Below are 25,073 nucleotides of genomic sequence, written 5' to 3' on the forward strand. Positions count from 1 at the left end.
GACCTCGATTGGGGGAGATCCACGGTGGAACACATTTTACCTTGGCTGAGAACGCATTCGACCGAGCTGCAGCTCATAGCTTGCGGGTTAGTTGTTGTTGGCCTGGTTGTCGCCGCAATAGGTCGCCTTCGACCTAATACGGAGACGAGAAACCAGGATCGTCGCGTTTATGTAGGTAGAGACAATACAGGGATTGTCAATACGGGAGATATAGCGCAGGAGGTGCACGCGGGCTCTGATCGGCTCACTACATTCGCAAGTTGGTGCAGCATCATCGGGGTTGCTATAGGACTAATTTCGCTTATTCCGGTGGTCGAAACTTGGGTCAGTGGCGCGGCCAAATGAAGTTCTTCCAACGCTTATGGAAGACGGAAGATCGCCGCGTACAAATCGGTCGCGATAACAACGGCATTGTTATCACAGGCGACAATGCCAATATCGACCTTGTGTTCGTCGATGCGAGAGCGGCAGACACGGATGCTCGTAGGGTGAGAACCAGGCAACTCACCATTGATGAACTTCGCTTGTTAGCTATAAAGTTGATCGAAGTCGGGAAGCCCCCATCACTCATTCCATTGTTCCCTGGGGCAGCAGCCTCTTCATTTGCGGCATTAGATCGGTTATCCAAAATACGCCGGACTGTTAGTGGAGAGGGCAACGGCAATAATGCCGTGCCACTTTTGGATTTGTCGATTTCCGAAGAACGCCATCATTTGATCACGGCGCTGCCTGGAAGTGGGAAAACCTATGCTCTTTGGCAACTCGCTACAGACTTGCTTGAATCACAGTCAATAGTTCCGCTGTTCTTACCCATTAGCGGAGCGAAGACATGGTCAGATGTAGAAGCGCAGATATCGGAAGTCGATTCAACTATTGACGTCCTAACACTGCTTCAAGATGAGCGGGTCATCGTTCTGCTTGACGGATGGTCCCAATTCGCTGTTGGGGACGTCACCAGAGAACGGTCGCGTGCCTTACGAGTTCTGGGCGGTCGCAGGGTCATCGCGAATGGGCGACTTGCGGGGGCGTTAGACGCCGGATTTCGCATGTGGTCATTGGATAAGCTCTCAAATGCATGGGTCTCCGAGACTGTGTTACTTGCGTTTCCGTCAGAGTCGGCGCCTCCCGCCCCGCTGTTCGACTTACTGTGCATACCTCTGGCGTTAGCTCTTTATGTGTTGCTCGGAGGGAAATTGGCGACACGAGGTCAGTTGTTGTCGAAGTTGCACGACTCCCTATCGGAAGGATTTCCCGACGCGTTTCGTGACGTTCTTTCCAGAGCTGCTGCTCGTATAAAGTTATCAAAACGAGGAGACCAGTACTCGGCCTTCGAAAATGAGGTACGGGAGCAAGCGAGGCCAGGTGGGGTAGAGAATCCGACTAAGCTTCTTGATCAGCTCGGTACTATTGTTGATCGCGCGGATCGCGTGCTGCCGATTCATGATCTCTATTGGAGTTGGTTGGTCGGCGTCGGTTTACTTTTGGATGATCCAAGGCCAGGGGCGCTACAAGATCTGACCACCCGCGAAAGCTACGATCTCGCACTTCAGTCGGGTGCTCATGTTAGGTTACCAATTACTAACGCTGTGACTGACGTTGATATAGTGCTGGCGGCAACATTTGCGACCGCCTACAACGCTTCGTCAGAGCGACATGTAGACATTGAACGCAGTTTGGCTTCGATGTTCTCAGATGAGCGGCTGCCGGTTAAATGTCGCGCTGCCCAGGCTGCATTTAAATTTGGGCGTGTCCAGGAGTTGCGGCAGGCGTTTGGCGTCGTCTCAGAATTGGCATTGTCGAAAGTCCCTGCCCACCAGCTGATGCAGGCAATTGATCCGAACATCTTGGCTCCGCACCAGGTGATCGCGAGCCAATGCCTCGGCAAAGAAGGTTCAGAGCTTTTAGTCGATGTGATTGCAGATCGTGGTGGTCCCGAATGGGTTGGCTGGTTGGAGCGGGCTGCAACCTCGCAGATGCTTCCCTTTGCTGATGCTGCGGCCGCAGCCATGGCATGTACGGGGAAAATGCCAGACTGGGTTCGGCCGCGAATGTCCGAGGTTATTGGTGAACACGGTTCGTTGCTGAGACCGATCATAAAGAGGGGTAACAACGTTGAGGTCGCGCGTTGGCTTGCCGAGCACTATCAAGAGTTCGTAGTTCCGACGTCCGGCCTCTGGTTCCGACTCAACGAGGTCTTAGTTTCATGCAGAGATGAGTCAGTCATTCAGTTGATCTTCCAGCGATTCTCGGACTGGTCTGCATACGCCCAAGAGACAGTTGCATACGCAATCGTGAAATTTGGAGAAAGCTGGTTAGCGAGATTTCAAGAAAAGGTCTTCGCCGGCGGCGACATACATCACCTTCATGAATTAAAGAAGTTCATATCGCGCGGCATTTCTGAGAAAACTGCGTGTCAGTGGGTAGAAAATGGTCCAGTGGAGCTGGGGTGGCGCACGTTAATAGCCCTTCGGGGTCATGAGGTCGTTACTGAGCTAACCGAGCTTCTACCGTCGTCGTTCGACGGTGTTCTATCTTCGGAAATCTTAAACGCCCTAAAGTTTGTGGAACGCCCGCCTGCCTCAGTAGCTTCTGAGCTTGTTAAACGAGTTCGGGGCGTCATTTCTCCGAAAGTGATGCAGGATATCATCATAGTTCTTGGGCATTTGGACCCGCGGACGATAATGACTGAGCTCGGGATTGTGACGGCTTGGTTGCCAGACTTACCTATCTATCATGTCAATCAATTCGTTAAGGTACTGAACAAATGGGAGCGGGATTTCGGATTTTTCCTCAAGATAAAACTTGAGGGTTTTGAGTCGACGGTTGCCGACTGGTTATTGCGGGATCGACTCCGCAGCCACGGTCACGACGTCTTCTTTAAGCAGCTTGTGATGTCAGATCTATCACTAGCCATTCAATTGTTGCTTGCCGGTCACTGGCAGGACGATGCGAGTGTTAAGGACGTTGTGTCGCACTTGACGGCGGTAGCGGTCTCGTACGACGAGAAGCTGTTTAACTGGCTGCTCAGCAAGGGCGAATTCGCACAAAAAATTCCATTTGTTTTTGCAAAATCAATTGATAGCGTACCTGAAGCCGCATTGAAATCTGCGCTTGCTGTGTCCGATATCAACTTCAGGAGTCTGGTGAGTTGGATAGGCTCGAGGCCTTCTGCAGTTCATCTTGAGCTGCATCGTGAAGTTCTTAGGAAAGCCATGGGTACGACATTGGATCTCTATCTATATCGAGATTTGGCGAAGGTTCTCCAGGTTCATTCCAGGATTGTGCTGCTGGACTTACTGAGTACCGAAATTCCGGCTCCCGATGAAAAGGCAATGTGGCTTATTCGCGAGATAGAGCTGACCCGTTCAGAGCTCTTGATTGATGAAAGCGGAAAATGGTTGGGATAGTGGTCCACATGTGCACTACCCCCAAAATTGGATGACAACTAGGGATATTGGAGTCATCCAGATGGCACTTGATCATAAAAAAAACCGCGCTATGGCGCGGTTTCTGAGACATCAAGTGATATTGCGGGATATTGAATTGGTGGAGCGGAGGAGGATCGAACTCCCGACCTCTGCATTGCGAACGCAGCGCTCTCCCAGCTGAGCTACCGCCCCACGCGAGCTGCAAATGGTAGCAGCGGGCGGGGGAGTGAGCCAAGTCCTTGGCGTCAGTCGGGCAGCAGGCTGGTAAGGCGGTCGAAAAGCACCGCGCGGCGCCAGCCTTCCAGGGCCTCCGGCCATTGGGCCGTTACTACGAATTCCTCCAGCACGCGGCGCGAGCAGAGCAGGCCGGGGGGCAGGTCGAGATCGGCGGCCAGGGTGTCTACGCTTTGCTTCATCGTGGCCAGGGTCTGCTTGGCCTTGCCTTGCGGATACGCGGGAATGGGGTTGGTGACGGCGACTTCCTCGTCTGTTACGGCGGGTCGCAGCAGGTCGAACAGCTCGGCGCGTTGCGGGGAGCGCAGCGCGCGCTGGCCGGCGCTGCGGCGGTCCAGGTCGTCCTGATCGCGCGGGGGGTGCTGGGCGATGCTGAGTACAAGGGCATCTTCCAACAGCCACGGGCGCGGCTTGTCGAGCAGACGCGCGGTGACGTCGCGCCATAGCAGGATTCGCCGTAGCAGCGCTTGCTGTTCGCGCGGCCATTCGGCGGCGCCCCGATACGTCAGCTGCGGTTGCGGATCGCCTTCGCGCGGGCAGCTTTTGCGCTTAAGCCGTTCGCAATCTTCCGCATGCCATGCTGTGCGACCGCGTTGCGCCAGGCGCTCGGCGAGATGGCGGTGGATGATCTCCAGGTAGACCACGTCTAACGTGGCGTAGTCGCGCTGCGAAGCGGTGAGCGGACGCTGCAGCCAGTCGGAGCGCGTTTCGCCTTTGTCCAGTTCCACGCCGACTAGTTCCGCCACCAGCGCGCGATAGCTCAGTCCCAGGCCCATGCCGAGGAAGGCCGCGGCGATCTGTGTGTCGAACAGCACGCGTGGGCCTTCCGGCAGCCAGGGCGACAGCGTTTCCAGATCTTCACTGGCGCTGTGCATCAGCGTGATCACGTTCGCGCTATCGAGTGGCCGCAGCGCGTTGCCGATGTCGAACGCAAGCGGGTCGACCAATGCGTAGCGCCCGTTCGACTCCAACTGCAGCAGGGCCAATTGCGGGTAGAAGGTATTGCGACGCATGAACTCGGTGTCGAGGCCGAGCACGGCGCCGGTCGACAGCTCGGCCAGCCACTGTTCAAGTTCGCTACGTTGTTCGATCCAATCTGCCTTGGGCGGCGGTGATGGCAGGGGCATGTACGTTCCTTCTAGATCACGGAACACGCGATTCGCGATTGCTCCGTCATCGGTGGTGCCATATGGTAAGCAGCGAACCATAGCAGGCCAGCCACGGAACGCCCACCATGCCGAGCAAGGAAACCGTACAACGCCAGCGCGCATTCGGTGGGGCGCTTGGTGTGCTCGTGCTGGCTTTCGGGCTTACCTATCACTTTTTTCCTGAGATTTTTCACGTCAGCCCCGAAGAGGTGGCCAACCCCAGTACGCCTCACGTGGGTCGCACGTCGCCGGCGGTGCCGGTTCGCCCGAGCAACGCGGTACCTTCCGCGCAGGACGAAATCTATGCCGGCCCACCGTTGACGCTGGCGCCTACCGCGGTGATCGCCGCGCGCTTGGCACGCAAGCCGGTGCAACTGCCCGAACAAATGAGCGCCGATCCGCCCGAAGTGAAGGCGCTGCTCGAGCGCGCCGACAAGGCCTATCAGGCCGGACACATTGCCGGTGACAAGAACAGTGCCGCGGCGCTCTACCAGGAGGCGCTCAAGCTCAAACCGGACAGCCGCGCCGCCGGGCAGGGCCTGGACCAGGTGCGCACGCACCTGATCGCGCAGATCACGCAGGACATTGCCGTGGGGGATTCCGAGTCGGCGGGTGGACTGTTGGATAACCTCAAGGCACTGCCCAACACGGCGAACGACGTTGCACCACTCGAAGCCAACATGAAGACGTTGCTGCAGGTGCGGCCGATGCTGGCGCAGGCTGCAGCCATGCTGCAGCAAGGCAAGGTAGACAAGCCTGCCGACAACAATGCACTGGATCTGTATCGTCAGGTGCAGAAGCTGGATCCGCAAAACCCCGTGGCGGCACAGGGCGTTCTGCAGGTACAGCGCATGGTGCTTGATCGTGCGCTGGCCGCGGTGGCGCAAAACGATTTTGCCGGCGCCGAGCAATCGATGACCGAAGCTACGCCGATCCAACCCGATTCGCCGCAACTGCGCGACGTGCGCAACCAGATCGACAACATCCGTCAGCAGCGCGCCGCCAACGTGCTGGCGCAGGCGCGTTCGGCGCTGGATGCGGGCAACATCGATCTGGCCAAGCAACTGGCCGGGCAGGCGCAATCGATCAGCCCGCAACTTGCCGGCCTAGACGAATTCGAAGTACGCCTCACCAACGCGCGCCTCTACGCCAGTTTCAAGCCGGGTCAGGTGTTCACCGACCGCTACGTGGACATGAACGGCCAGTCGCCCACCATGGTGGTGGTACCCACCGGCAAATACATGATGGGTGCGCCGGACGATGAGCCCGGTCGCAGCGATTCGCAAACGCCGCAACATGAAGTCGTCATCAGCAAGGGCTATGCGCTCTCGCAGACGGACATCACCGTGGGCCAGTTCCGCGACTTCGTACGCGCCAGCGGCTACAAGCCTGAATCCGTCACGCAAGGTGGCGCCAGCGTGTACGACGAACGCACCGGCGTGATGCGTGACGTATCCAACGCCACTTGGGAAGACGACTACGCCGGCCATGCCGCCACGGACAACCTGCCGGTCGTGAATATCTCTTGGAGCGACGCACGCGCCTACGTGCAATGGCTGAGTCAGCGCACCGGTAAGAAATATCGCCTGCCCAGTGAAGCGGAATTCGAATACGCGCTGCGCGCCGGCAGCACCACGCGTTACTGGTGGGGCAACGGCATACCGAAGACGAAGGTGGAAAACCTCACCGGCTCGGCCGATCGCTCGCCCAGCGGCCGACGTTGGAGCCACGCGTTCCAGGGTTACGGCGATGGCTATTGGGGCCCGGCGCCGGTGATGAGCTTCGCGCCGAACGCCTTCGGCCTCTACGACACGGACGGCAACGTGTCGGAGTGGATGGAAGATTGCTGGCACGATAACTACGTGCGCGCGCCGGTGGATGGCGGCGCATGGGTCAACCCTGGCTGCGGCACGCGCGTGATACGCGGCGGCTCGTGGGGGAGTTCGCCGGAGCAGGCAAATTCGGCGTATCGACAGGGCGCCGATGCGAGTGTTCGCAGCGGACGTGTGGGGTTTCGGATTGTGCGGGAGTTGTAGTTCGCGCACCTATCTGGGTTTCAAGGCGCTCGCTAGTTGGATGACGGCAACGGCGCACCCCATTGCGCGCTCACATCGCCACCAAGCCGCCATTCGTTGAAAGGCCGGCGTGGCGCGATCAAGGCGGGAAAACGCGGATCCCTGGTACGGGCGTAATAGGGCTCCATCCACGCCAGTTCGTCCTGAAACGTCCATGGGAACAGGTCCTGCTTAATGGGCGTGATCTTCGCAAAGCTGGCGGGATTGCGAACCGCTTCGATCACCAGGTTCGCCAGACGCGCGATGGCATGGTCATTTTCTCGATAGAGATCGATGTTGCGCCGCTGTACAAGCTCCGCCGTGAACACCAGCGGCAACAGTGCAAAGGTGTGATAGTGCAGGGCGCGGTTGCCACGCTTCACTTCCCGCGCCAGTGCACCGTTCGGGCCGATATCGTGAATGCCTTCGCGCGCCCGTATCAGCCCCGAGTCGACGAGTTGCGGTTGGTTAGTCACAGTGCCGATCGCAACCAGGTTCAAGCCCGCCCAGTAGACGAGATTGTTGTGTAGGTGGTTGATGGCATTCGCGTCGCGCGTCGCGATGGCGATGCGCTGCAGCCACGGATCGATCACCGTGAATTTATCGGCGTTAGCCGTTCTCACCGCACTCGGCATGCGTAGGATCACCATCGCAAAATCAGTGCCCGCCCAGGATCGCTCGTAATAGCCCTGGTAACCGGAAATCGGCCCCATCAGCGCATCGGCGCTGGCCCATCCATGCAGAAGATCGACCGCGCAGGACCAATCACCGTTCTCAGCCGATTTATTGAGCTTGGCAATAAAGCCGCGCATCGGCTGCACGGCACGCGCATAACCGGATGCGTCGTCATAGAAGCCGGGTGGGTCGATCGTTTTCACCGGAGCGGGCACTTCGCATGCGCTTGCGGTGCGACCTACACCTGAGAACAAGCCTGTTGCAAGCAAAAACACGACAAGGATCGGGTGTGCCCAGCGATGCATATTCACTCCTTTGACGGCGGTTTGTTTGAAGCACTGTGTACAGATGGGTCAGAAATCGCCAGTGCCCGCAAGACTATTGAAGCCAAGCGAGCCTATCGCCCAACTGTTGCAGTTAGACGGCTAAAGCATGCTGGCTTTCATAAGCAACGTCAGGAGAAAAGCGGCCCAAGCATCGCGATGCCCAGGTTGTCGGCATAGGCTTGCCCGAGACCTCGGCAACTATCCGAAATGCTCGATCAGCAGTTCGGTGAGGACTCGAACCTTTCGCGCAGGGTGCGATCCTGGTGGACGGACGACAAACATGCCGGCCGTCGGCGGAGGGTAGCGCGTCATCAAAGAAACGAGGGCACCGGATGCCAAATAGGATTCAACGAGGAAAGCCGGAAGCCAGGCGATGCCCAGTCCCGCTGCGGCGGCGGCGGCGAGAGCTATGCCGCTGTCGGACTTGAAGCGCCCCTGCGGATGAACGGAGATCGTTTTGTCGCCATCCGTGAATTGCCAAGTTTCCGTACCTTGCATGAGCGCCTGATGGGATAGAAGTTCTTCTGGCTTCTCTGGAGCCCCGTACGTTTTGATATAGCTCGGGCTTGCAACCAGCTTTCCGTGGATGGGGCCGATACGCCGCGCAATCAGGTTCGAATCGCTGAGATAGCCGACTCGTATCGCGCAGTCGAAACCTTCTCCGACTATGTCGACAAACCGGTCGCTGTAGCACGTGTGGATGTGAAGCTGTGGATAGCGCTGCGCGAGTTCTGCAAACACGGGCGCTAAATTCGTCGGGCCGAAGGAAAGTGGTGCTGCGATCCGCAAACGTCCACGGAGGTCGCCAGCAGGGAGAATCGTCTCGCGCGCGATATCGATCTCGGCGCAAACCCGAGCAGCGTGGTCGCGGAACGTGACGCCGGCCTCTGTCAGCGCGGCGCCACGTGTGGTTCGTGAGAGGAGCTGGATACCAAGGTCCGCTTCAAGCCGGAACAGCCGCCGGCTGACGATGGATTTGGAGACGCCAAGACGCCGGGCGGCCGATGAGACGCCACCCGCATCAGCCACTTCGACAAACGTTTGCAGGTCTTCAATGTCCAGCATTTAGCGTTCCACTTTCAGCGACACGGTTTGTCAAAATTTGAGGCTACCACGCCGCATATGGGAACGGCATCCTTGCTTCAAGACCATTTGAAAAGAGGCGTGTGATGCCATCGACCATCCAACATTCCGGCCGCTCCGCCGCGGTGACCGGCGCGGGGAGTGGCCTCGGCCGTGATATCGCGCTGGGGCTCGCCGCCAAGGGCTATATTGTTTTTGGCACAGCCATGTCCGCCACGGAAGTCCAGGATCTGAAGGACGCGTCCGGTGGGCGTGTCAGCCTGACCGTTTGCGACATGACCAAGGAACAGGCGGTGAAAGCCTGGGCGGGTGGCGTGTCCGACGCACTCGGCGATGCCGGCCTCGATCTGTTGATCAACAACGCGGGCATCCTGACCCCCGGACCGATCGAACTTCTACCCCTCGATGCCATCCGGCGCGAATTTGACGTCAATGTGTTCGGTGCGCTCTCGGTCATCAATGCATTCCTGCCGGCACTAAGAAAGACGCGCGGCCGCATCGTCCAGATCAGCACATGGACGGCGAGCATCCCGCTCCCCTTCAACGGACCGTCAGGCGCTTCAAAGGCGGCCATGGAAGTGTTTGCGGCCGTCTACCGCGCCGAACTGAAATCCTTTGGGATCGATGTTGTCGTGGCTGCCGCGGGCAATATGAAAACCGGCGGCCCGGCGAAAACGGCAGCCGCCCTTGCGCATGTCGCCGACGGCATGACGACTGAACAACGCGAGTTGTACGGACAATCCTTCTCCACGTTCGCAGACAAGCTCAACAGCATGCAGGGTGCAGGTCTGGAATCAGTCCTGGCGGCCAAAAGAGTCATTGAGTTGGCCGAACAAGTGCCGGCACCGAGCATCGCTCCGGTGGGCGACGATGCCGCCGAAATGCTGCGCACCGCGCGCGAAATGCCTGACGCTGAGCAAGACGCGCTGCGCCTGCAGATGGTTGGCCTCGGCTAGAGCCGTTCCACAACACCACGTCTTATGAGGCCGATGAAGCTCCTCGACCTCCCTTCGTTCCGGATATTTCCAAACAACCTAGGAGAATGAAATGACATTCCATAACACCGTCCGCAGAGGACTTGTGGCTGCAGTCTTCGCGATGAGTGCGGCCGTGCTTGTTCTACCTCAAGCCGCACAGGCTAAGGATCCCAAAGCGAAAGCCGACATCGTGTTGGTTGATCCGCACGATAAACACGCTGTCCGCAATGTGGACAACGTTCTCGCGCTCTATGAAATGATGATCAATGAGAACAAGGCGGAAGAAGGCACCGCTAAGTTTCTTGTTCCCGGTTATGTCCAGCACAATCCGTTGATTGCTGACGGCTCCGTGGCGCTAGGCAAATATTTCGCCGGCGTAAAATCGGCGCATCCTAGCGCTCACGTCGTCGTCCACAAGATCATCGCTGTCGGTGACTATGTGTTCGCTCATGTGAATTTTTTCAATCTGCTGACGGACGACCCTAATGACACAGGTGTCGCCGGCGTCGATATTTACAGGATGAACGCCGAAGGAAAGGCCGTCGAGCACTGGGACACGTTGCAGCTTGTCGGCGATCCGAAAAACTCTGCTCCTTGGGTCGCGCCGAACGTCCCTCGCGTCAACTCAAACAAGATGTTCTGAACATCAAGCGGCGGCGCGGAGCCCGTCTTCGCCCGCCAAAGATGGCAAACTCGGAAAACACGTAGGCTAGGATGCCAACCTCGGCATTACAGGGCGTGGAAGGGGCTGGGATTGGCATCCCAGCCTACGCGCTGCATCGATCCGCTGCTTTTATCTCTGCTTGAGATAACGCCGCCGGTTTCAGATTCGCGAATGAAGCCGGCTCCGTATCGGGCCAATCGCCAGTCACTGTTTGACGATAAGATGCTAAGCGAGCCCATTCTTCGACTCGCGAAACTATGATCACGCGCTATCTGCGATACGTTATCGACCCAAACTTGCTTTCCGAGTTTGAGGCGTACGCGAAAATGTGGATTCCCTTGGTCGAGAAATTCGGAGGGAAACATCATGGCTATTTCTTGCCCGCCGAAGGCGCTAACAACATTGCGCTCGCGCTGTTTTCTTTTCCAAGCCTCGCCGCGTACGAAACCTATCGCTCAGACTCTCTGCGAGATCCGGAATGTCAGGCTGCATTCGCGTTTGCCGCAGAGACGAAGTGCTTACTGAGCTACGAGCGCAGTTTTTTTCGCCCCGTGTTCGACTGACGCAGCCGTAACGTGGCTGGGAACCGGAAACGCGCTTCTGGTCACGGCGTTGAGAGAACAAAAAAGAACCCCGAAAACATTGTTTTCGGGGTTCTTTTTGAATCTCTCTGGATCGCGTTGGATCCGATGTTTTGGTGCCCAGGAGAGGACTCGAACCTCCACGGTTTTACCCGCTAGTACCTGAAACTAGTGCGTCTACCAATTCCGCCACCTGGGCAGGTGTCGCTTAGCTTTTCGGGCTGTGCGAGCCGCGTAGAGTAGGAGGCGGAGGACATGTTGTCAACTATTTCCTTATCGTTGCCGCGACTGGCCATTGGCAAGCGGCAAACCATTTATCGAAACATTCATCGAGGCGATACTAGGGGCGTGACCAAGACAAAAAAACCAGGCAAAGAAACTCCTCCGCGCAAAGCGGCCAAGACTCCGAAACCCCTTTCTGGAGCCACCAGACCCGCGTCTCGCGACCGCCGCGCAGGAGCGGCTGAAGCACCCAAGCGGCAGCAAGATCCCTTTGCGGAGCGCGAGGCGCAACGCTACGACCGACCGATCCCCAGCCGCGAAGCGATCCTCGCGCTGTTGGAAGAACGCGGCGAACTGCTGACCGAGGCGCGCATTGCCGAAGCGCTGAAGCTTTACGACGAATACAGCATCGCGGCGCTGACCAAGCGCCTCACCGCGATGGTGCGCGATGGCCAGTTGCTGCTAGGCCGCCGCGGCGGCTACGCGCCGGTTCGCAAACTGGACCTGATTCCCGGTGTCGTGCTTGCCAACGCCGAAGGCTACGGCTTCCTGCGTCCGGACGAGGGTGGCGACGATCTCTACCTTTCCCCGTACCAGATGCGCAGCGTGCTGCACGGCGACCGCGTGCTGGCCAGCGTGGTTGGCGTGGATCGTCGCGGACGTCGGCAGGGCGCCATCGTGGAAGTGCTACAGCGGCGCTCGCCGCGGCTGGTCGGTCGGGTGATGATCGAAAACGGCGTCACTCTGGTGGTGCCGGACGACCGCCGCCTGCATCAGGACGTGATGATCGCGCCGGGGCAGGAACGTGGCGCGCAGTCTGGTCAGATCGTGGTGGCCGAGATCACCGATCCGCCCACCGCCAATCGCGGCCCCATGGGCAGCATTCGCAGCGTACTGGGTGAACGCCTGCAGCCCTCGCTGCTAGTGGATATGGCGATTGCCAGCTACGACCTGCCGCACGAATGGCCGCCGGAAGTGCTGCGCGCCGCCGAAGAGGTGGAGCCGGAAGTCACCGCCGCCGAGCGTGAAGGCCGCACCGACCTGCGCAAGTTGCCGCTCGTCACCATCGACGGCGCGGATGCCCGCGATTTCGACGACGCTGTCTACGCCGAGCCCAAGCGTGGCGGCGGCTGGCGGCTGGTGGTGGCGATTGCCGATGTCTCGCACTACGTGCCGGTCGACAGCGCGCTGGACAAAGAAGCCTACGAACGCAGCACATCCACCTATTTCCCCGGCTTCGTCGTGCCGATGCTGCCGGAAACCTTGTCCAACGGCATCTGCTCGCTCAATCCGAAAGTGGAACGCCTGTGCATGGTCTGCGACATGCAGGTAGACGCAGACGGTGAAGTCACCAAGGCCAAGTTTTACGACGCCGTGATGCGCTCGCATGCGCGCCTCACTTACGACAAGGTGTGGCAGGCGATCGGCCTGAAAGATCCCGATACACGCCACGAAGTGGCTGACGTGCTGCCGCAGCTGGAAAACCTGCACGCGTTGTTCAAGGCGATGCTCGAGCAGCGCCGCCGGCGCGGCGCGATCGATTTCGAAACGCCGGAAGTGAAGTTCCGCCTCGACCAGACTGGTGAAGTGCAGGCCGTAGGCGCGGTGGAACGCAACGACGCGCACAAGCTGATCGAGGAATGCATGATCGCCGCCAACGTGCAGGCGGCGATGTTCCTGTCCAAGCGCAAGATTCCCGCGCTTTATCGCGCGCACGAACCGCCGCCGGCAGAGAAATACGAAGACCTGCAGCAGTTCCTGCGCGAATTCAAACTGCGCATGCCGCCGGTGGAAGACGTCACGCCCGGCGACTTCTCTGATGTGCTGCGCATGGTGAAGGATCGTCCCGAGCGCGAATTGATCCAATCTGTTCTGTTGCGCTCGCAGAGCCTGGCCGCTTATCAGCCGGACAACCGCGGCCATTTCGGGCTGTCGCTGGAGGCATACGCGCATTTCACCTCGCCGATCCGCCGCTATCCGGATCTGCTGGTGCATCGCGCAATCCGTTATGCCTTGAAGGGCGGCAAACCTTCCGCCTACAACTACTCCGAAGCGACCATGGCGGCGATGGCCGTGCATTGCTCGCAGCGCGAACGCCGCGCCGAAGAAGCCGAGCGCGACGTGGACGAGCGTTTCCGCTGCGCGTGGATGGCCAAGCACGTCGGCGAGGAATTCGACGGCGTGGTTACCGGTGTGACGTCGTTCGGCTTGTTCGTAGAACTGGACGAATCGAAGGTCTCCGGTCTGGTGCACATCAGCCAGTTGTCCAACGACTATTACCACTTTGATCCGATTCGTCACTTGCTGAAGGGTGAGCGCACCGGCTTGCAGTTCCGCCTGGGCGATCACGTGCGGGTGCAGGTGCTGCGCGCCAGCCTGGAAGATCGCAAGATCGACTTCCGCATGGTGCAACCGGTGAAGAAGAAAGCGTCGGAACCGGCGACGGCCTTCGTGCCGCCGACGCCAGCGCCACGCGCCTACGATTACGCCGCTTCAGGAGAACGTTATTCCCTGCCGGCAGGGCGCAAGCCGCTGCCCTCGCTGCCGCCGTTGCCGGGGCTGGATCGCGCGGATGAGAAGAAACGCGGTGCTGCCAAGCCGGCGAAGAACATGCCGTCGAAAAAAGTCGCAGCGGGCAAAGCTGAAGACAAGCGCAAAGCCAAGCCCTCCGGCGGCAAGCCCCCGGCAAGCAAGCGCACTGCCAAAGCGGTGAAAAGCCGCGCGCCCAAACCGAAAGGCAAACGATGAGCGAGAGTTGGATCGTCGGCATCAATCCCGTCGAGGGCGCGTTGAACAACGATGCCGAACGCGTACGTGAAGTGCTGGTAGAAAACGGGCAGCGCAATCCGCGCGTGCATGAATTGGCGGAAAAAGCGAAGGCGCTGAAGATTCCCGTGCACCATCGTCCGCGCGAACAGCTTGATCGCGTAGCGGGTGAGGCACGTCATCAGGGCGTCGTCGCGCTCTACCAAGCGCCGCCGGTGGCCAGCGAGAATGATCTGTCCGACCTGCTCGAAGCGGCCGGCCCTGACGCCCTGGTGCTGGTGCTCGATGGCATCACCGATCCGCATAACCTCGGCGCGTGCCTACGCAGCGCCGCGGCGGCGAAGGTAACGGCGGTGATCGTGCCGAAGGATCGCGCCGTGGGCATCACGCCGGTGGTGCGCCGCGCATCGGCGGGCGGTGCAGATCGCGTGCCGCTGGTGGCGGCGACCAATCTTGCGCGCGCACTGCGTACGCTAAAGGATGCCGGCGTGTGGATTACCGGCCTGGCCGGCGATACCGAGCAATCCATCTACGGCATCGACCTGAAAGGCCCGGTGGCGCTGGTGTTGGGTAGCGAAGGCGAGGGGCTGCGCCGACTAACGCGCGAGACCTGCGACTTCGTGGCAAAGATCCCCATGCCGGGTACCATGGAAAGCCTCAACGTATCGGTAGCCACCGGTATCGTCTTGTTCGAAGCATTGCGTCAAAGGAGTGTGCGATGACGTTCTACTGGCACGATTGGGCGGGATACGTCGGCGTAGCGCTGATGCTGTTGGCCTATCTGCTGCTGCAAGCCCACAAGCTGCACGGCAACGGCCTGGTCTATCAACTGATGAACGTGCTGGGCGCGCTCGGCGTGATGCTGTCGTTGCTGTTCGGTGCGTTCAACGCATCGGCGTTTTTCATGGAAGTGGCGTGGTTGTTGATTGGTCTTTACGGCATTGCGCGCGGTGCGCGGGTTCGCAAGGAAGCGCGTGAGGCGGGGCATAAGGTCGCACCGTGGTAAGCGCGCAATGATTCCCTCTCCTCGCTGAGGAGAGGGTGAGGGTCAACTTCGCGTAGGTTGGAGTGAGCGCATGCGAACTCCAACATCGAGCAACACGTACATGGCCATGTTGGGGTCCACATACGTTCACCCCAGCTTTGCATGGCCGTCATTCCCGCGAAAGCGGGAATCCATGTTGCTCTGATGCTCAAAGCGAAGATGGATTCCCGCTTTCGCGGGAATGACGGCCATGGAGATTACGCAGCTATCGTCATTGCGCATGGAAGCGGCGAACGTCATAAGCATTCGCTGCAGACGTCGCTGAAGGATTGAAGCTGACCAACACCCGATCCCCCAGCGAATACTCCCGATCCACATCCATTCCTGCAGGCAGCGCCGAGGGCTTGTCGACGATCTCCGATGTCGCCCGCAAGAACACGAACGCACTCGGCTGCGGTTTCCACACCAGCCAGCTCAAGTCGTAAGACACGAATTCCTGCACCAACACCTGATGGTCCGTCACGCCTGGTTGACTGGCGAGTTGCTTGGCGAGCGCCAGCGCGCGCCGTTCGTCGGACAAGTCGTGCAGGACCCAGCCGAGCACGGGGCAAGCGCTGTCTGAACGCGCCAGTTCGCCGGCATGGTGCACCCAATCATCGGGAAGGTATGCGTAGGGGTGATAGGAAGAGGGCAGGTAGTAGCCGTAATAATTGCGCTCAATCATCGCGTGCACGCCGGGCGTCATGCCGACGCCATACGTGCCGGGAAAGGTAATCACCGGCAGTTCGGCGTCGGCACAACCCTGCAAACCCTGCACGTACGCCGCCGAAGCGCGCCATGGTTCATTGGCAGGCAGCATCCTTCCACGCATCAGCACGATCAGTTGCGAAGCGAGCAGCACGACGATGGCCGCCGCGGCGATTGCACCCATGCGCGTCTCCGCGCGAGGACCCGCCGCATCGTAAAGCCGCGCGAGCAGGAACCAGCCGAACGGCGCGCACACCAGCACGTTGCGATACGAGAACGACGGCGCCACCAGCAAGGACACCGCTATTCCGCTGAGAACCACGCCCACACACACAAAACCGCAGAGGCCGGCCATCCAATTGGTCAACTGTTGCTCATCGACCTCGGTATGGTCGGCATGTTTGCGGCGCAACCACAACGCCAGCAGCATGACGACCACGACCAGCAGCGCCTGCCGGCTCATGAAATGGAAAATCACCCGGCGCAAATGGGAGCCGAAGAACGTCGCGCTGTTGCTGAACCACGTATCGTGGAAATCGTGCTTGGAGGTGTGCGTCATCAACCACAGCAGGCCGACGTAAAGACCCAGCACGATCAGCCCCGATGCACTCACCGCGATGCGTCGCGGCCAGGTGCGTGAGGTGATCAGCAAGAACAGCAACAACACGCCGACGGTGAGCAGCATGTAAGGATGCACCTGGCTGCCGGCGATGCCGAGCACCGTAAGCCACAGCCAAGCACTCTTAGGAAAGCGTTCGCGCGCGCGCCGAAGGAAGTCGATGGCGGCGGCAAGCAATGCGGCCGAGATAGCGATTGCCAGCGCGTAATTGCGGGCGTTCTGAGCCTGCGCGTACCAGAACATCGACGTAGTCGCGACGGCGCAGGCAAAGGCGATGGCGGTCGGGCTGAGCCGGCGGCGCACGCCAAGCGCGAAAATGAGAATGCTCAGGACTGCCAGGATTGCGCTGGGCAGGCGCACGGCCCATTCACTGGTGCCGAAACATTCGATCCAGACGTAAAGCAGAAAGTCGTACAGCGGCGGATGCACATCGGCCAGCACGCGCCGGAACACTTCGCTTAAGCCCAGGTGATGATCCACCACCTGCATGGTGAACAGCTCGTCGGCCCAGAAGCTGCTATGGGAGAGGCCGATGAAGGCGAAGACGCAACCGATTAATGCGAACAGCGCGTAGAACGCGCCGGGCCAGCTGAGGCTGGCTTTTCTGGCGAGGGTTGTTTCGGCGGCGTGGGGCGCAGGCGTCACTCACTATCCCGTGCGTTTGGCGTAGGTAGGGGAGCGTACGCGAACCCCAGCACGAAATGCACGTATGCAGCCAGGCTGCCTCTTATGGTGGTGACGGCTTGCGTGCAGCCTCCTGAGTGATTCCTCCCCCTGCTTGCAGGGGGAGGTCAGGAGGGGGTGAACCCTTGCGGGAAACTCTGAGGCAAGTGTTCACCCCACCCCAGCCCTCCCTTGCAAGCAGGGGAGGGAGCGCTTCTCACTACATTAAACGTGCATGCGAGTTTCCGCGGATCGCAATGCGGAATCACTGCCAAGCAAGGTTAGACATCAAGAAGAACTCGATGCCCAGCGTTTCCTCTCAATCCGGCCGATCCCCCAACTTCACCGGCTCCGGATTGGACGTAAGGTCGCGCTTGTCGCGCTGCGCCGTCAGCGGCTCGCCCTTGACCTGGAACCACACACTCTCGGCGATGTTGGTGGCGTGGTCGCCGATGCGCTCGATGTTCTTGGCCATGAACAGCAGATGGGTGCACGGCGTGATCACGCGCGGGTCTTCCATCATGTAAGTAAGCAGTTCGCGGAAGTAGGCCGTATAGGCTTCGTCCAGCTCTACGTCGTCCTGCCACACCTTGAAGGCGAGTTCTGCGTCGCGGTTGCGGTAGGCGCGCAGTACTTCGCGCACTTCCTCGGCGGCGAGTTCGGCGAGGTGGGCGAGGCCGCTGGTGGGTGTCAGCGGCGCAGCCATTGACAGCGGGATGGAGCGCTTGGCCACATTGGCGGCATAGTCGCCGATGCGTTCGATGTCCGCGGCGATGCGCAGCGCGGCAAACACATTGCGCAGGTCACCGGCGATCGGCGCGCGAAGGGCCAGCAGGCGCACCACGTCGTGGCTGATTTCCTGCTCCAGTTGATCGATGGCGTCGTCGTTGTTGACGACGTGCTGAGCGGCGCGGTCGTCGCGGCGATCCACGACGTCGATGGCCGCTTCCAGCTGGCTCACCGCCAGTTCGCCCATGCGAACCAGCTCGCCCGTAAGACGAAGCAGTTCGTCGTCGTAACTCTTGATGATGTGTTCCTTGCTGGTGCCGCTCATGGGATGGCCTCTTGAAATTTGGAGCAGGGTGGGCAGGGACGTTCTCGCGAGGGTGGCCCCTTGCCCCACCCCTTTCCCCTTTGGGAAAGGGAAGGATGAATTGTCCTCCCCAGAGCGGAGAGGGCGCAGAAAGCGATCAGCCGAAGCGACCGGTGATGTAGTCCTCGGTTTGCTTCTTGCCCGGCTTGGTGAAGATCTTTTCCGTATTGTCGTATTCGATCAGGTCGCCCATGTACATGAACGCGGTACGGTCGGATACGCGTGCCGCCTGCTGCATGTTATGCGTGACGATCACGATGGTGTATTCGTGCTTGAGCTCTTCCACCAACTGCTCGATGCGGCCGGTGGCGATCGGATCCAGCGCGGAAGTAGGCTCGTCCAGCAGCAACACTTCGGGACGCAGCGCGATGCCGCGCGCAATGCACAAGCGCTGCTGCTGACCGCCAGAAAGGCCGAGCGCGCTCTGCTTGAGCTTGTCCTTCACCTCGTCCCACAGCGCGGCGCTGCGCAGCGCCTGCTCCACGCGGATATCCATGTCCGCGCGCGACAGCCGTTCGTGGTGACGGATGCCATAGGCCACGTTCTCGAAGATCGTCATCGGGAACGGCACCGGTTTCTGAAACACCATGCCCACCTTGGTGCGCAGGCGGTTCATCGAGTAGTCCGGGTCGAGGATGTTCTCGCCGTCGAGCTCGATCGAACCTTTCGCTTCCAGCTTCGGGTAGATCGCATAGATGCGGTTGAAGATGCGCAGCAGGGTGGATTTGCCGCAGCCGGACGGCCCGATAATCGCGGTGACCTGCTTTTCGGGAATATCCATGTGGATACCTTTCAGCGCGTGGTATCCGTTGTAGTAGAAGTGCACGTCGCGCACTTTCAGTTTGGGCGCCGTGGCGCCGGTCAGGGGAGCCGCAGCGGCGGCGGCGAGGTCATTCATAACTCACCTTTTTGCGCGAAAACATGATGCGGGTCAGCAGGCTCAGCGCCAGCACGAACAGGGTGATAAGCAGCGCGCCGGCCCAGGCGATCGCATGCAGCGCCGGGTTCGGATCGTTGGTGTACTGATAAATGGTGCCCGGCATGCTGGCCATCTTGTCCAGCGGATGCACCGTCATGAAGTTATTGCCGAACGCGGTGAACAGCAGTGGCGCGGTTTCGCCGGCCAGGCGGGCAAGCGCTAGCAGCACGCCGGTGAGGATGCCGGAGAACGCCGCGCGCATTAGCACCTGCACGGTGAGCTTCCACTGTGGAATGCCCAGCGACAGCGCCGCCTCGCGGAGCGTGCCCGGCACCAGTCGCAGCATTTCGTCGGTGGTGCGCACGATCACCGGCAGGCCGATCAGCGCCAGCGCCACGCTGCCGGCGAACGCGGAAAACGAGATGGCGCCGTGAGTCATGTCGGAGATCGGCAGCACAATGATCACGTACACGAACAAGCCCAGCACGATTGACGGCGCCGACAGCAGAATGTCGTTGAGGAAGCGGATGGAAGCACCGAGCTTGCTGGCGCTGGCGTATTCGGCCAGGTAGGTGCCGGCCAGTACGCCGATCGGGGCGCATATCAGCAACGCCATTAGGTCCATGATCAGGCTGCCCACAATGGCGTTGGCCAGGCCGCCCTGGTCGGCATAAGCGGTGATCTTGGTGAATAGGGAGGGTTTCAGCGCGGCCACGCCGTTCTGCGCGGTGATCCACAGGATCCACGCCAGGAAAATCAGACCGATCAGAGTGGCTAGGCCGCTGAGTATCAGTGCCACGATGTTGGCGATGCGGCGACGGGTATGGATGGCGGCCATCAGCGACCCTCCTTGCGAGCGAGCTGGCGCAGCATGAGGCGTGCGATCAGCAGCACGATGAAGGTCACCACGAACAGCAGGAAGCCCAGCGCGATCAGCGCGGAACGATGCAGGCCCACTGCTTCGTTGAATTCGTTGGCGATGCTGGAAGAAATGGACGTACCCGGCATCAGCAGCGACGCGGTGAGGTTGTACGAATTGCCCAGCACGAACGTTACCGCCATGGTTTCGCCGAGCGCGCGGCCCAGACCGAGAAAGATACCGCCGATGACCGCCGAGCGGGTATACGGCAGCACGATGTCCCACACGACTTCCCAGGTGGTGGAACCCAGGGCGTAAGAAGATTCTTTCAGCCGCGCGGGCACGGTTTGGAACACTTCGCGCATCACCGAGGAAATGAACGGCAAGATCATGATGGCCAGCACAATGCCCGCGGTGAGCAGGCCAAGGCCCAGCGGCGGCCCCTGGAACAGGTTGCCGATGACAGGAATATTGCCGAGCGTGTCGGCAAGCGTCGGTTCGATGCTGGCCATGAACGGCACGAACACGAACAGGCCCCACATGCCATAAATGATGGAGGGAATCGCGGCCAGCAGTTCAATCGCCGCACTGACCGGGCCGCGCAGCCAACTGGGCGCGATCTCGGTAAGGAAGAGCGCGATGCCGAAACTCACCGGCACCGCAAGAATCAGCGCAATCAACGAAGTGACCAGCGTGCCGACGATGGGCGCGAGTGCGCCGAACTTATTCTCGACCGGGTTCCATTCCGAGCTGAACAGGAAGCGCAGGCCATCGTGGAACAATACGTCACGGCCGCCCCACAGCGTGGACAGTGCCGCGCCGAGCAGCGCCCCCAACACCAGCAAGGCGCACAGGCGCAGCAGGAACCGGAACAGGAGATCGTGACGGGCATCGGTGCGCGAACGGTGTTCGGTATCGCGAGGAAGCGGTTCGGCACTTATCGCAGACATGCTTGGGTGTTTCCGCATTGGTTTCAATCAACACGACGCGCGCAACAAGACGTTGCGCGCGTCGCAGGAGTCACACTGCTGCTGTCCTTGCGACAGCTGGCAGTTTATTTCTTGTACTCGGTGGCCCAGTAGGTTTCGATCTGCTGCACCAGCGAGGCGGGCAGGGGCACGTAGTCCAGCGCGCGTGCCGCGTCCTGGCCCTGCTCATAGGCGTACTTGAAGAAGTCGAAGGACACCTTGGTGTTGGCGAGGTTCTTCGGCGTCTTGTACATGATCACCCATGATGTGGCGGTGATCGGCCATGCATCGTTGCCCGGAGCGTTGGTCATCAGCAGGTTGAAATCCTTCGCGCTCTTCCAGTCAGCCGTGTTGGCGGCGGCCTGGAAGCTGGCGATGGTGGGGTCAACCACGTTGCCGGCGGCGTTCTTCATCTTCGCGGAGTTGAGGCCGTTCTGCTTGGCGTAGGCGTATTCGACGTAGCCGATGGAGTTGGGGATCTGCTTGATATAAGCGGACACACCTTCGTTGCCCTTGCCGCCGATGCCGGTCGGCCACTGCACGGCCGTACCTTCACCCACTTTGGCCTTCCAATCCGCGCTCACCTTCGAGAGATAGTTGGTGAAGTTGAAGCTGGTGCCCGAACCGTCCGAGCGATGCACCACGTAGATCTTGGAGCTGGGCAGGTGCGCGCCGGGGTTGAGCTTGGCGATGGCCGGGTCGTTCCAGGTGGTGATCTTGCCGAGGTAGATGTCAGCCAGGGTCGGACCATCCAGCACCAGCGTGCCGGCTGCGATGCCAGCCACGTTGAACGCCGGCACGATGCCGCCGATCACGTCAGGGAACTGTCCCAGGCCGAACTTGGCGAGGTCTTCTGCCTTCAGCGGCATGTCCGAAGCGCCGAAATCCACCGTGCCGGCCTTGATCTGGGCGATGCCGCCGCCGGAACCGATCGACTGATAGTTGATGTGATTGCCGGTCTTCTCCGCATAGGCGGCCGACCATTTGGAAATGACCGGATAGACGAAGCTGGAGCCTGCACCGGTGATGTCGGTGGCCTGAGCCGTCGTGCCGATCAGGGAGGCGGCGATCACGAGGGCGAGCGCGCCGAGGCGAGACGGAAGTTTGAAAGAGGTCAACACAGTGGCTCCTTTGGAGGGAAGTGGCGAGTAATGCCTACGACCCGTCTATTGCAGAGGCTAGGTGTTGCAATGAGATGAGACAAATATGTCATCTTGATGACAATCGTAAAATCTTGAGGGGAAAAGCTACAAAAAACAGACACCCCAGTGCCACGCGAAGCGCGAGTATCTTCATCGCCGTCATGCTCGCGAAAGCGGAAATTCAGCTTGTTTTTGGGCAAATGCGAAAATGGATTGACCAGCTTCGCTGTTGAAAAGCGTCTCCGCTTTCAGGACGTAGGCACCGCTAAACGCAGCGTGCAAATAATGTGGGATTGCCCCACTTATATATATGCAGCTCGTGGGGGTGTTTCCCTACACAAGTCGTCTTGTCCTGAGCGCGCTTATAGCGCTTATCTAGGGCAACACCGTGCCCACTCGCTCCAGCTCCAACAATTCCAACGTGCGCAGCCGATTTACGATGCGGCAGAACAGCAGTGCCGTGCGCTCGGCGTCATAGACCGCCGAATGCGCCTCGCGCGAATCGAAGATGTAGCCGGCGGCTTGCACGGCCTTGCTCAGCACAGTTTGCCCGTAGATCAGGCCGCTGAGGCTGGCCGTGTCGAAGCAGCTGAAAGGATGGAACGGGTTGCGCTTGTGGCCGACGCGACGCACGGCTCCATTGATAAAGCCAAGATCGAACGCGGCGTTATGACCTACCAGGATCGCGCGCTGGCATTCGTTGCCGCGCACCGCCGCGCGCACGGCTTGAAAGATGTGATCCAGCGCTGCGCGCTCGTGCAGGGCGCCGCGCAAGGGGTTGTCCGGGTCGATGCCGGTGATTTCCAGCGCGCGTGGGTCGATGTTGGCGCCGGGGAAAGGCTCCACGTGTGTGGATACCACCGGATGCGGGTAAAGCATGCCCTCTTGGTCCATGCCGATCGTGACAGCGGCTATTTCAAGCAGGGCATCGCGGTCGGCGTCGAAGCCACCGGTCTCCACGTCCACGATCACCGGCAGGAAGCCGCGGAAACGGTCGGCCATGCGGGCCGCCAGGCTGTTATTGAGCTGCTCCATCCAGCAAGCATATCAGTGGAGCATGACCTTCGCTGTGGCTGCTGGATGACGGACCGTACGGTTTGTCTTCGTTTTGTCACATAACATCCATCTAACGGTAAAGCTCCCGCTCGATCATTTGCCTAGCCCGCAGGCCGCTCCAGGGGAAGGACTGTGATGCCGCGCGGTTTCATTTGATCTAGCGGAGATAACAACATGCGTTCCAAGATGCTCACGGTGGCGATCGCTGCCGGTTTGGGCCTGACCAGCGTTACGGCGACTGTGTCAGCTCAGACGTCGAACAAGAAGGTGTCCATCAGTGCGTCCGACCTGGCGCAGATGAAGGCAGAAATCGCGGCACTGGAGCAGAAGGTTCAAGACCTGGAGACGCAGCAGCAGGCATCGCAGCAGGCGCAGGTTGAAACCGCGCAATCTGTGCAGGCAACGCAGGCTCAGGTGCAGGCCACGCAGAAGCAAGTGGCTGCTGTGCAAACCGCGCCTAAGGGTGACATTCTCGGTGGCTCCGGTGGTGTGAAGTGGACCTTCGGCGGCTTCCTGGCGGCTGAAACGGCGTACCGTTCGCGCGACACCGCCGATGACGTGGCCACCAAGTTCACGGCCATTCCTTTCATGGGTGGTACGAGCACCGCGCCGATCAATACGGGCAGCGGCGCTACTACCACCTATCCAGTCACCAACGCCAAGAACGACCAGTTCTTGTACAGCGCGCGCCAGAGCCGCCTGTCGATCAAGGCGGAAGGCGACATCAATGACTCCACTCACGTGACGGGCTACTACGAGACGGACTTCCTCGGTGGCGCCCAGACGGCGAACATGAACGAGAGCAACTCGTTCAACATGCGTATTCGCCAGTTGTGGACCAGCATCGACTGGAACGACTACGGTCTGCACTTGTTGGGTGGTCAGGCTTGGTCGTTGCTGACCCTCGATAGCGTGGGTATCACTCCGTCCAAGGAAGTGCTGCCGCCCACCATCGACGCGCAATATAACGTGGGCTTTACCTGGGCTCGCCAGACTCAGCTGCGCATCGTGAAGGATTGGGACAAGAAGTGGTGGTTGGGTATCTCGGTGGAAAATCCGGCGACGGCGGGCATCGGCTCTACGGCAGGTACGGGCACCAAGGGCTATGCGACGACGACCGCCACGGTCCAGGCCGGCTCGCTCTATGACACCCTCAACACGGTGTCGATCAACCAGATTCCGGACATCATCGTGAAGTTCGCGGCTGATCCGGGTTGGGGTCACTACGAGCTGTTCGGCATTTCGCGCCAATTCACCACCCGCGTCACGCCGACTGCCGCCAACGGTGGTCCTGGCGCCACCACCAATCAGACCGCGCACGGTAGCGGTTTCGGTATCGGCATGCTGCTGCCGCTGGTTCCGAAGGTCCTGGACTTCCAGCTTTCGGGTATGACCGGCAAGGGCATTGGTCGTTATGGCACGGCGGGTCTCAACGACATCACTTACACGACGAGTGGCGCTCCGCGTCCGCTGAAGGAAAGCATGGCGCTCGGCACGCTGACCTGGCATGCCTCGGATGCCCTCGATGTGTACGCCACCGGTGGCCGCGAGCAGGAGGACAGCTACCTGACCTCCGGCGTGAACGGTCTGCCGCTCGGTTATGGTGCTGCTGCCCTCGGCTACAACAACGCCAACTGCTTGGTGTACGGTTCGGCCACCAATTGCACGGGCCAGACCCGCAGCGTCAAGGAACAGACGATCGGCTTGTGGTGGAAGTTCTACCAGGGCAAGTTTGGCCGCGTGCAGTTCGGTACGCAGTTCTCGCATGCTTCGCGTCAGCTGTTCACCGATGCCAAGGGCAATGCGCCGACGGCTGCGGACAACATGTTCTTCACCAGCTTGCGCTACTACCCGTTCTAATCAG

The 25,073-nt window shown here is 60.0% G+C and carries 19 protein-coding genes and 2 tRNA genes; 9 read left to right on the forward strand and 12 right to left on the reverse strand.

Going from position 1 to position 25,073, the window contains the following annotated elements; all coding sequences use genetic code 11:
* Positions 1 to 341 precede the first annotated feature (341 nt).
* Entirely contained in the window at positions 342 to 3,407 is a 3,066-nt protein-coding gene (locus ISP18_RS08735; protein ID WP_380009578.1) for a hypothetical protein, read from the forward strand.
* Positions 3,408 to 3,544: 137 nt separating this feature from the next.
* Here the strand turns inward: ISP18_RS08735 and ISP18_RS08740 are convergent.
* A tRNA-Ala gene (locus ISP18_RS08740) sits at positions 3,545 to 3,620 on the reverse strand.
* Between the two features lie 53 nt (positions 3,621 to 3,673).
* Positions 3,674 to 4,789, reverse strand: coding sequence for a ribonuclease D (locus tag ISP18_RS08745; protein ID WP_380009581.1), 1,116 nt, complete (start codon positions 4,787 to 4,789; stop codon positions 3,674 to 3,676).
* Between the two features lie 107 nt (positions 4,790 to 4,896).
* Between ISP18_RS08745 and ISP18_RS08750 the strand changes: the two genes are divergently transcribed.
* Entirely contained in the window at positions 4,897 to 6,846 is a 1,950-nt protein-coding gene (locus ISP18_RS08750; protein ID WP_380009584.1) for an SUMF1/EgtB/PvdO family nonheme iron enzyme, read from the forward strand.
* Between the two features lie 32 nt (positions 6,847 to 6,878).
* Here ISP18_RS08750 and ISP18_RS08755 read toward each other — a convergent pair whose 3' ends face one another.
* Positions 6,879 to 7,844 carry a mannuronate-specific alginate lyase gene (locus tag ISP18_RS08755; RefSeq protein WP_380009587.1) on the reverse strand — a complete coding sequence of 322 codons (966 nt, stop codon included), beginning with the start codon at positions 7,842 to 7,844 and terminating at the stop codon, positions 6,879 to 6,881.
* A 219-nt stretch (positions 7,845 to 8,063) separates the two neighbouring features.
* Complete coding sequence (locus tag ISP18_RS08760; RefSeq protein ID WP_380009590.1) at positions 8,064 to 8,930, reverse strand: LysR family transcriptional regulator; 867 nt, start codon at positions 8,928 to 8,930, stop codon at positions 8,064 to 8,066.
* A 104-nt stretch (positions 8,931 to 9,034) separates the two neighbouring features.
* On the opposite strand from ISP18_RS08760, the gene ISP18_RS08765 reads away from it, so the two are divergent.
* From ISP18_RS08765 to ISP18_RS08775, 3 genes are all read left to right on the forward strand, one after another.
* Positions 9,035 to 9,904, forward strand: coding sequence for an SDR family NAD(P)-dependent oxidoreductase (locus tag ISP18_RS08765; RefSeq protein ID WP_380009593.1), 870 nt, complete (start codon positions 9,035 to 9,037; stop codon positions 9,902 to 9,904).
* A gap of 91 nt (positions 9,905 to 9,995) precedes the next feature.
* Positions 9,996 to 10,568, forward strand: a complete 573-nt coding sequence (locus ISP18_RS08770) for a nuclear transport factor 2 family protein (RefSeq protein ID WP_380009596.1) — start codon at positions 9,996 to 9,998, stop codon at positions 10,566 to 10,568.
* Positions 10,569 to 10,846: 278 nt separating this feature from the next.
* On the forward strand, positions 10,847 to 11,152 hold the full coding sequence (locus ISP18_RS08775; RefSeq protein WP_380009599.1) for an NIPSNAP family protein: 306 nt from the start codon (positions 10,847 to 10,849) through the stop codon (positions 11,150 to 11,152).
* 132 nt (positions 11,153 to 11,284) lie between these two features.
* Here the strand turns inward: ISP18_RS08775 and ISP18_RS08780 are convergent.
* A tRNA-Leu gene (locus ISP18_RS08780) sits at positions 11,285 to 11,369 on the reverse strand.
* A 149-nt stretch (positions 11,370 to 11,518) separates the two neighbouring features.
* On the opposite strand from ISP18_RS08780, the gene rnr reads away from it, so the two are divergent.
* From rnr to ISP18_RS08795, 3 genes are read left to right on the forward strand one after another with little or no spacing between them, the layout of a single operon-like run.
* Positions 11,519 to 14,140: a ribonuclease R gene (rnr, locus tag ISP18_RS08785; protein ID WP_380009602.1), complete on the forward strand. Its 2,622-nt coding sequence runs from the start codon at positions 11,519 to 11,521 to the stop codon at positions 14,138 to 14,140.
* A complete protein-coding gene (rlmB, locus tag ISP18_RS08790; RefSeq protein ID WP_380009605.1) occupies positions 14,137 to 14,880 on the forward strand; it encodes a 23S rRNA (guanosine(2251)-2'-O)-methyltransferase RlmB in 744 nt (247 codons plus the stop codon). Before rnr ends, rlmB begins: the two co-directional genes overlap by 4 nt.
* On the forward strand, positions 14,877 to 15,164 hold the full coding sequence (locus tag ISP18_RS08795; RefSeq protein WP_380009608.1) for a CBU_0592 family membrane protein: 288 nt from the start codon (positions 14,877 to 14,879) through the stop codon (positions 15,162 to 15,164). Before rlmB ends, ISP18_RS08795 begins: the two co-directional genes overlap by 4 nt.
* Positions 15,165 to 15,414: 250 nt before the next feature.
* On the opposite strand, the gene ISP18_RS08800 is transcribed toward ISP18_RS08795, so the two are convergent.
* The 7 genes from ISP18_RS08800 to rnt all read right to left on the reverse strand — a co-directional run bounded on the left by ISP18_RS08800 (position 15,415) and on the right by rnt (position 23,188).
* Positions 15,415 to 17,154 (reverse strand): glycosyltransferase family 39 protein, encoded by a 1,740-nt coding sequence (locus tag ISP18_RS08800; protein WP_380009611.1) that lies wholly within the window; start codon positions 17,152 to 17,154, stop codon positions 15,415 to 15,417.
* A gap of 337 nt (positions 17,155 to 17,491) precedes the next feature.
* The gene (gene phoU / locus ISP18_RS08805; protein ID WP_380009614.1) at positions 17,492 to 18,226 is read right to left on the reverse strand and encodes a phosphate signaling complex protein PhoU; all 735 of its coding nucleotides are present in this window, start codon (positions 18,224 to 18,226) and stop codon (positions 17,492 to 17,494) included.
* A gap of 136 nt (positions 18,227 to 18,362) precedes the next feature.
* Complete coding sequence (gene pstB / locus ISP18_RS08810; protein ID WP_380009617.1) at positions 18,363 to 19,163, reverse strand: phosphate ABC transporter ATP-binding protein PstB; 801 nt, start codon at positions 19,161 to 19,163, stop codon at positions 18,363 to 18,365.
* Positions 19,156 to 20,022, reverse strand: coding sequence for a phosphate ABC transporter permease PstA (gene pstA, locus ISP18_RS08815; protein ID WP_380009620.1), 867 nt, complete (start codon positions 20,020 to 20,022; stop codon positions 19,156 to 19,158). The genes pstB and pstA overlap by 8 nt, the downstream gene beginning before the upstream one ends.
* The gene (gene pstC / locus ISP18_RS08820; RefSeq protein ID WP_380009623.1) at positions 20,022 to 20,993 is read right to left on the reverse strand and encodes a phosphate ABC transporter permease subunit PstC; all 972 of its coding nucleotides are present in this window, start codon (positions 20,991 to 20,993) and stop codon (positions 20,022 to 20,024) included. The genes pstA and pstC overlap by 1 nt, the downstream gene beginning before the upstream one ends.
* Positions 20,994 to 21,097: 104 nt before the next feature.
* Positions 21,098 to 22,129 (reverse strand): phosphate ABC transporter substrate-binding protein PstS, encoded by a 1,032-nt coding sequence (pstS, locus tag ISP18_RS08825; RefSeq protein ID WP_380010991.1) that lies wholly within the window; start codon positions 22,127 to 22,129, stop codon positions 21,098 to 21,100.
* A gap of 399 nt (positions 22,130 to 22,528) precedes the next feature.
* On the reverse strand, positions 22,529 to 23,188 hold the full coding sequence (gene rnt, locus ISP18_RS08830) for a ribonuclease T (protein WP_380009626.1): 660 nt from the start codon (positions 23,186 to 23,188) through the stop codon (positions 22,529 to 22,531).
* Between the two features lie 195 nt (positions 23,189 to 23,383).
* Between rnt and ISP18_RS08835 the strand changes: the two genes are divergently transcribed.
* Complete coding sequence (locus tag ISP18_RS08835) at positions 23,384 to 25,069, forward strand: hypothetical protein (RefSeq protein WP_380009629.1); 1,686 nt, start codon at positions 23,384 to 23,386, stop codon at positions 25,067 to 25,069.
* The last annotated feature ends 4 nt before the right edge of the window (positions 25,070 to 25,073 follow it).

Origin of the sequence: Dyella humi (assembly GCF_044904605.1) — a bacterium.
In the GTDB taxonomy this organism is placed as follows: Bacteria; Pseudomonadota; Gammaproteobacteria; order Xanthomonadales; family Rhodanobacteraceae; genus Dyella_B; species Dyella_B humi.

What these genes read in the sequence shown, in the direction of transcription:
- ISP18_RS08750 (WP_380009584.1), top strand. Translation starts at nt 4,897, where the DNA reads ATGCCGAGCAAGGAAACCGTACAACGCCAGCGCGCATTCGGTGGGGCG.
- ISP18_RS08745 (WP_380009581.1), bottom strand. Translation starts at nt 4,789, where the DNA reads ATGCCCCTGCCATCACCGCCGCCCAAGGCAGATTGGATCGAACAACGT.
- rlmB (WP_380009605.1), top strand. Translation starts at nt 14,137, where the DNA reads ATGAGCGAGAGTTGGATCGTCGGCATCAATCCCGTCGAGGGCGCGTTG.
- ISP18_RS08765 (WP_380009593.1), top strand. Translation starts at nt 9,035, where the DNA reads ATGCCATCGACCATCCAACATTCCGGCCGCTCCGCCGCGGTGACCGGC.
- ISP18_RS08735 (WP_380009578.1), top strand. Translation starts at nt 342, where the DNA reads ATGAAGTTCTTCCAACGCTTATGGAAGACGGAAGATCGCCGCGTACAA.
- ISP18_RS08760 (WP_380009590.1), bottom strand. Translation starts at nt 8,930, where the DNA reads ATGCTGGACATTGAAGACCTGCAAACGTTTGTCGAAGTGGCTGATGCG.
- ISP18_RS08770 (WP_380009596.1), top strand. Translation starts at nt 9,996, where the DNA reads ATGACATTCCATAACACCGTCCGCAGAGGACTTGTGGCTGCAGTCTTC.
- pstA (WP_380009620.1), bottom strand. Translation starts at nt 20,022, where the DNA reads ATGGCCGCCATCCATACCCGTCGCCGCATCGCCAACATCGTGGCACTG.
- ISP18_RS08835 (WP_380009629.1), top strand. Translation starts at nt 23,384, where the DNA reads ATGCGTTCCAAGATGCTCACGGTGGCGATCGCTGCCGGTTTGGGCCTG.
- ISP18_RS08755 (WP_380009587.1), bottom strand. Translation starts at nt 7,844, where the DNA reads ATGCATCGCTGGGCACACCCGATCCTTGTCGTGTTTTTGCTTGCAACA.
- pstC (WP_380009623.1), bottom strand. Translation starts at nt 20,993, where the DNA reads ATGTCTGCGATAAGTGCCGAACCGCTTCCTCGCGATACCGAACACCGT.
- rnt (WP_380009626.1), bottom strand. Translation starts at nt 23,188, where the DNA reads ATGGAGCAGCTCAATAACAGCCTGGCGGCCCGCATGGCCGACCGTTTC.
- pstB (WP_380009617.1), bottom strand. Translation starts at nt 19,163, where the DNA reads ATGAATGACCTCGCCGCCGCCGCTGCGGCTCCCCTGACCGGCGCCACG.
- ISP18_RS08775 (WP_380009599.1), top strand. Translation starts at nt 10,847, where the DNA reads ATGATCACGCGCTATCTGCGATACGTTATCGACCCAAACTTGCTTTCC.
- phoU (WP_380009614.1), bottom strand. Translation starts at nt 18,226, where the DNA reads ATGAGCGGCACCAGCAAGGAACACATCATCAAGAGTTACGACGACGAA.
- ISP18_RS08795 (WP_380009608.1), top strand. Translation starts at nt 14,877, where the DNA reads ATGACGTTCTACTGGCACGATTGGGCGGGATACGTCGGCGTAGCGCTG.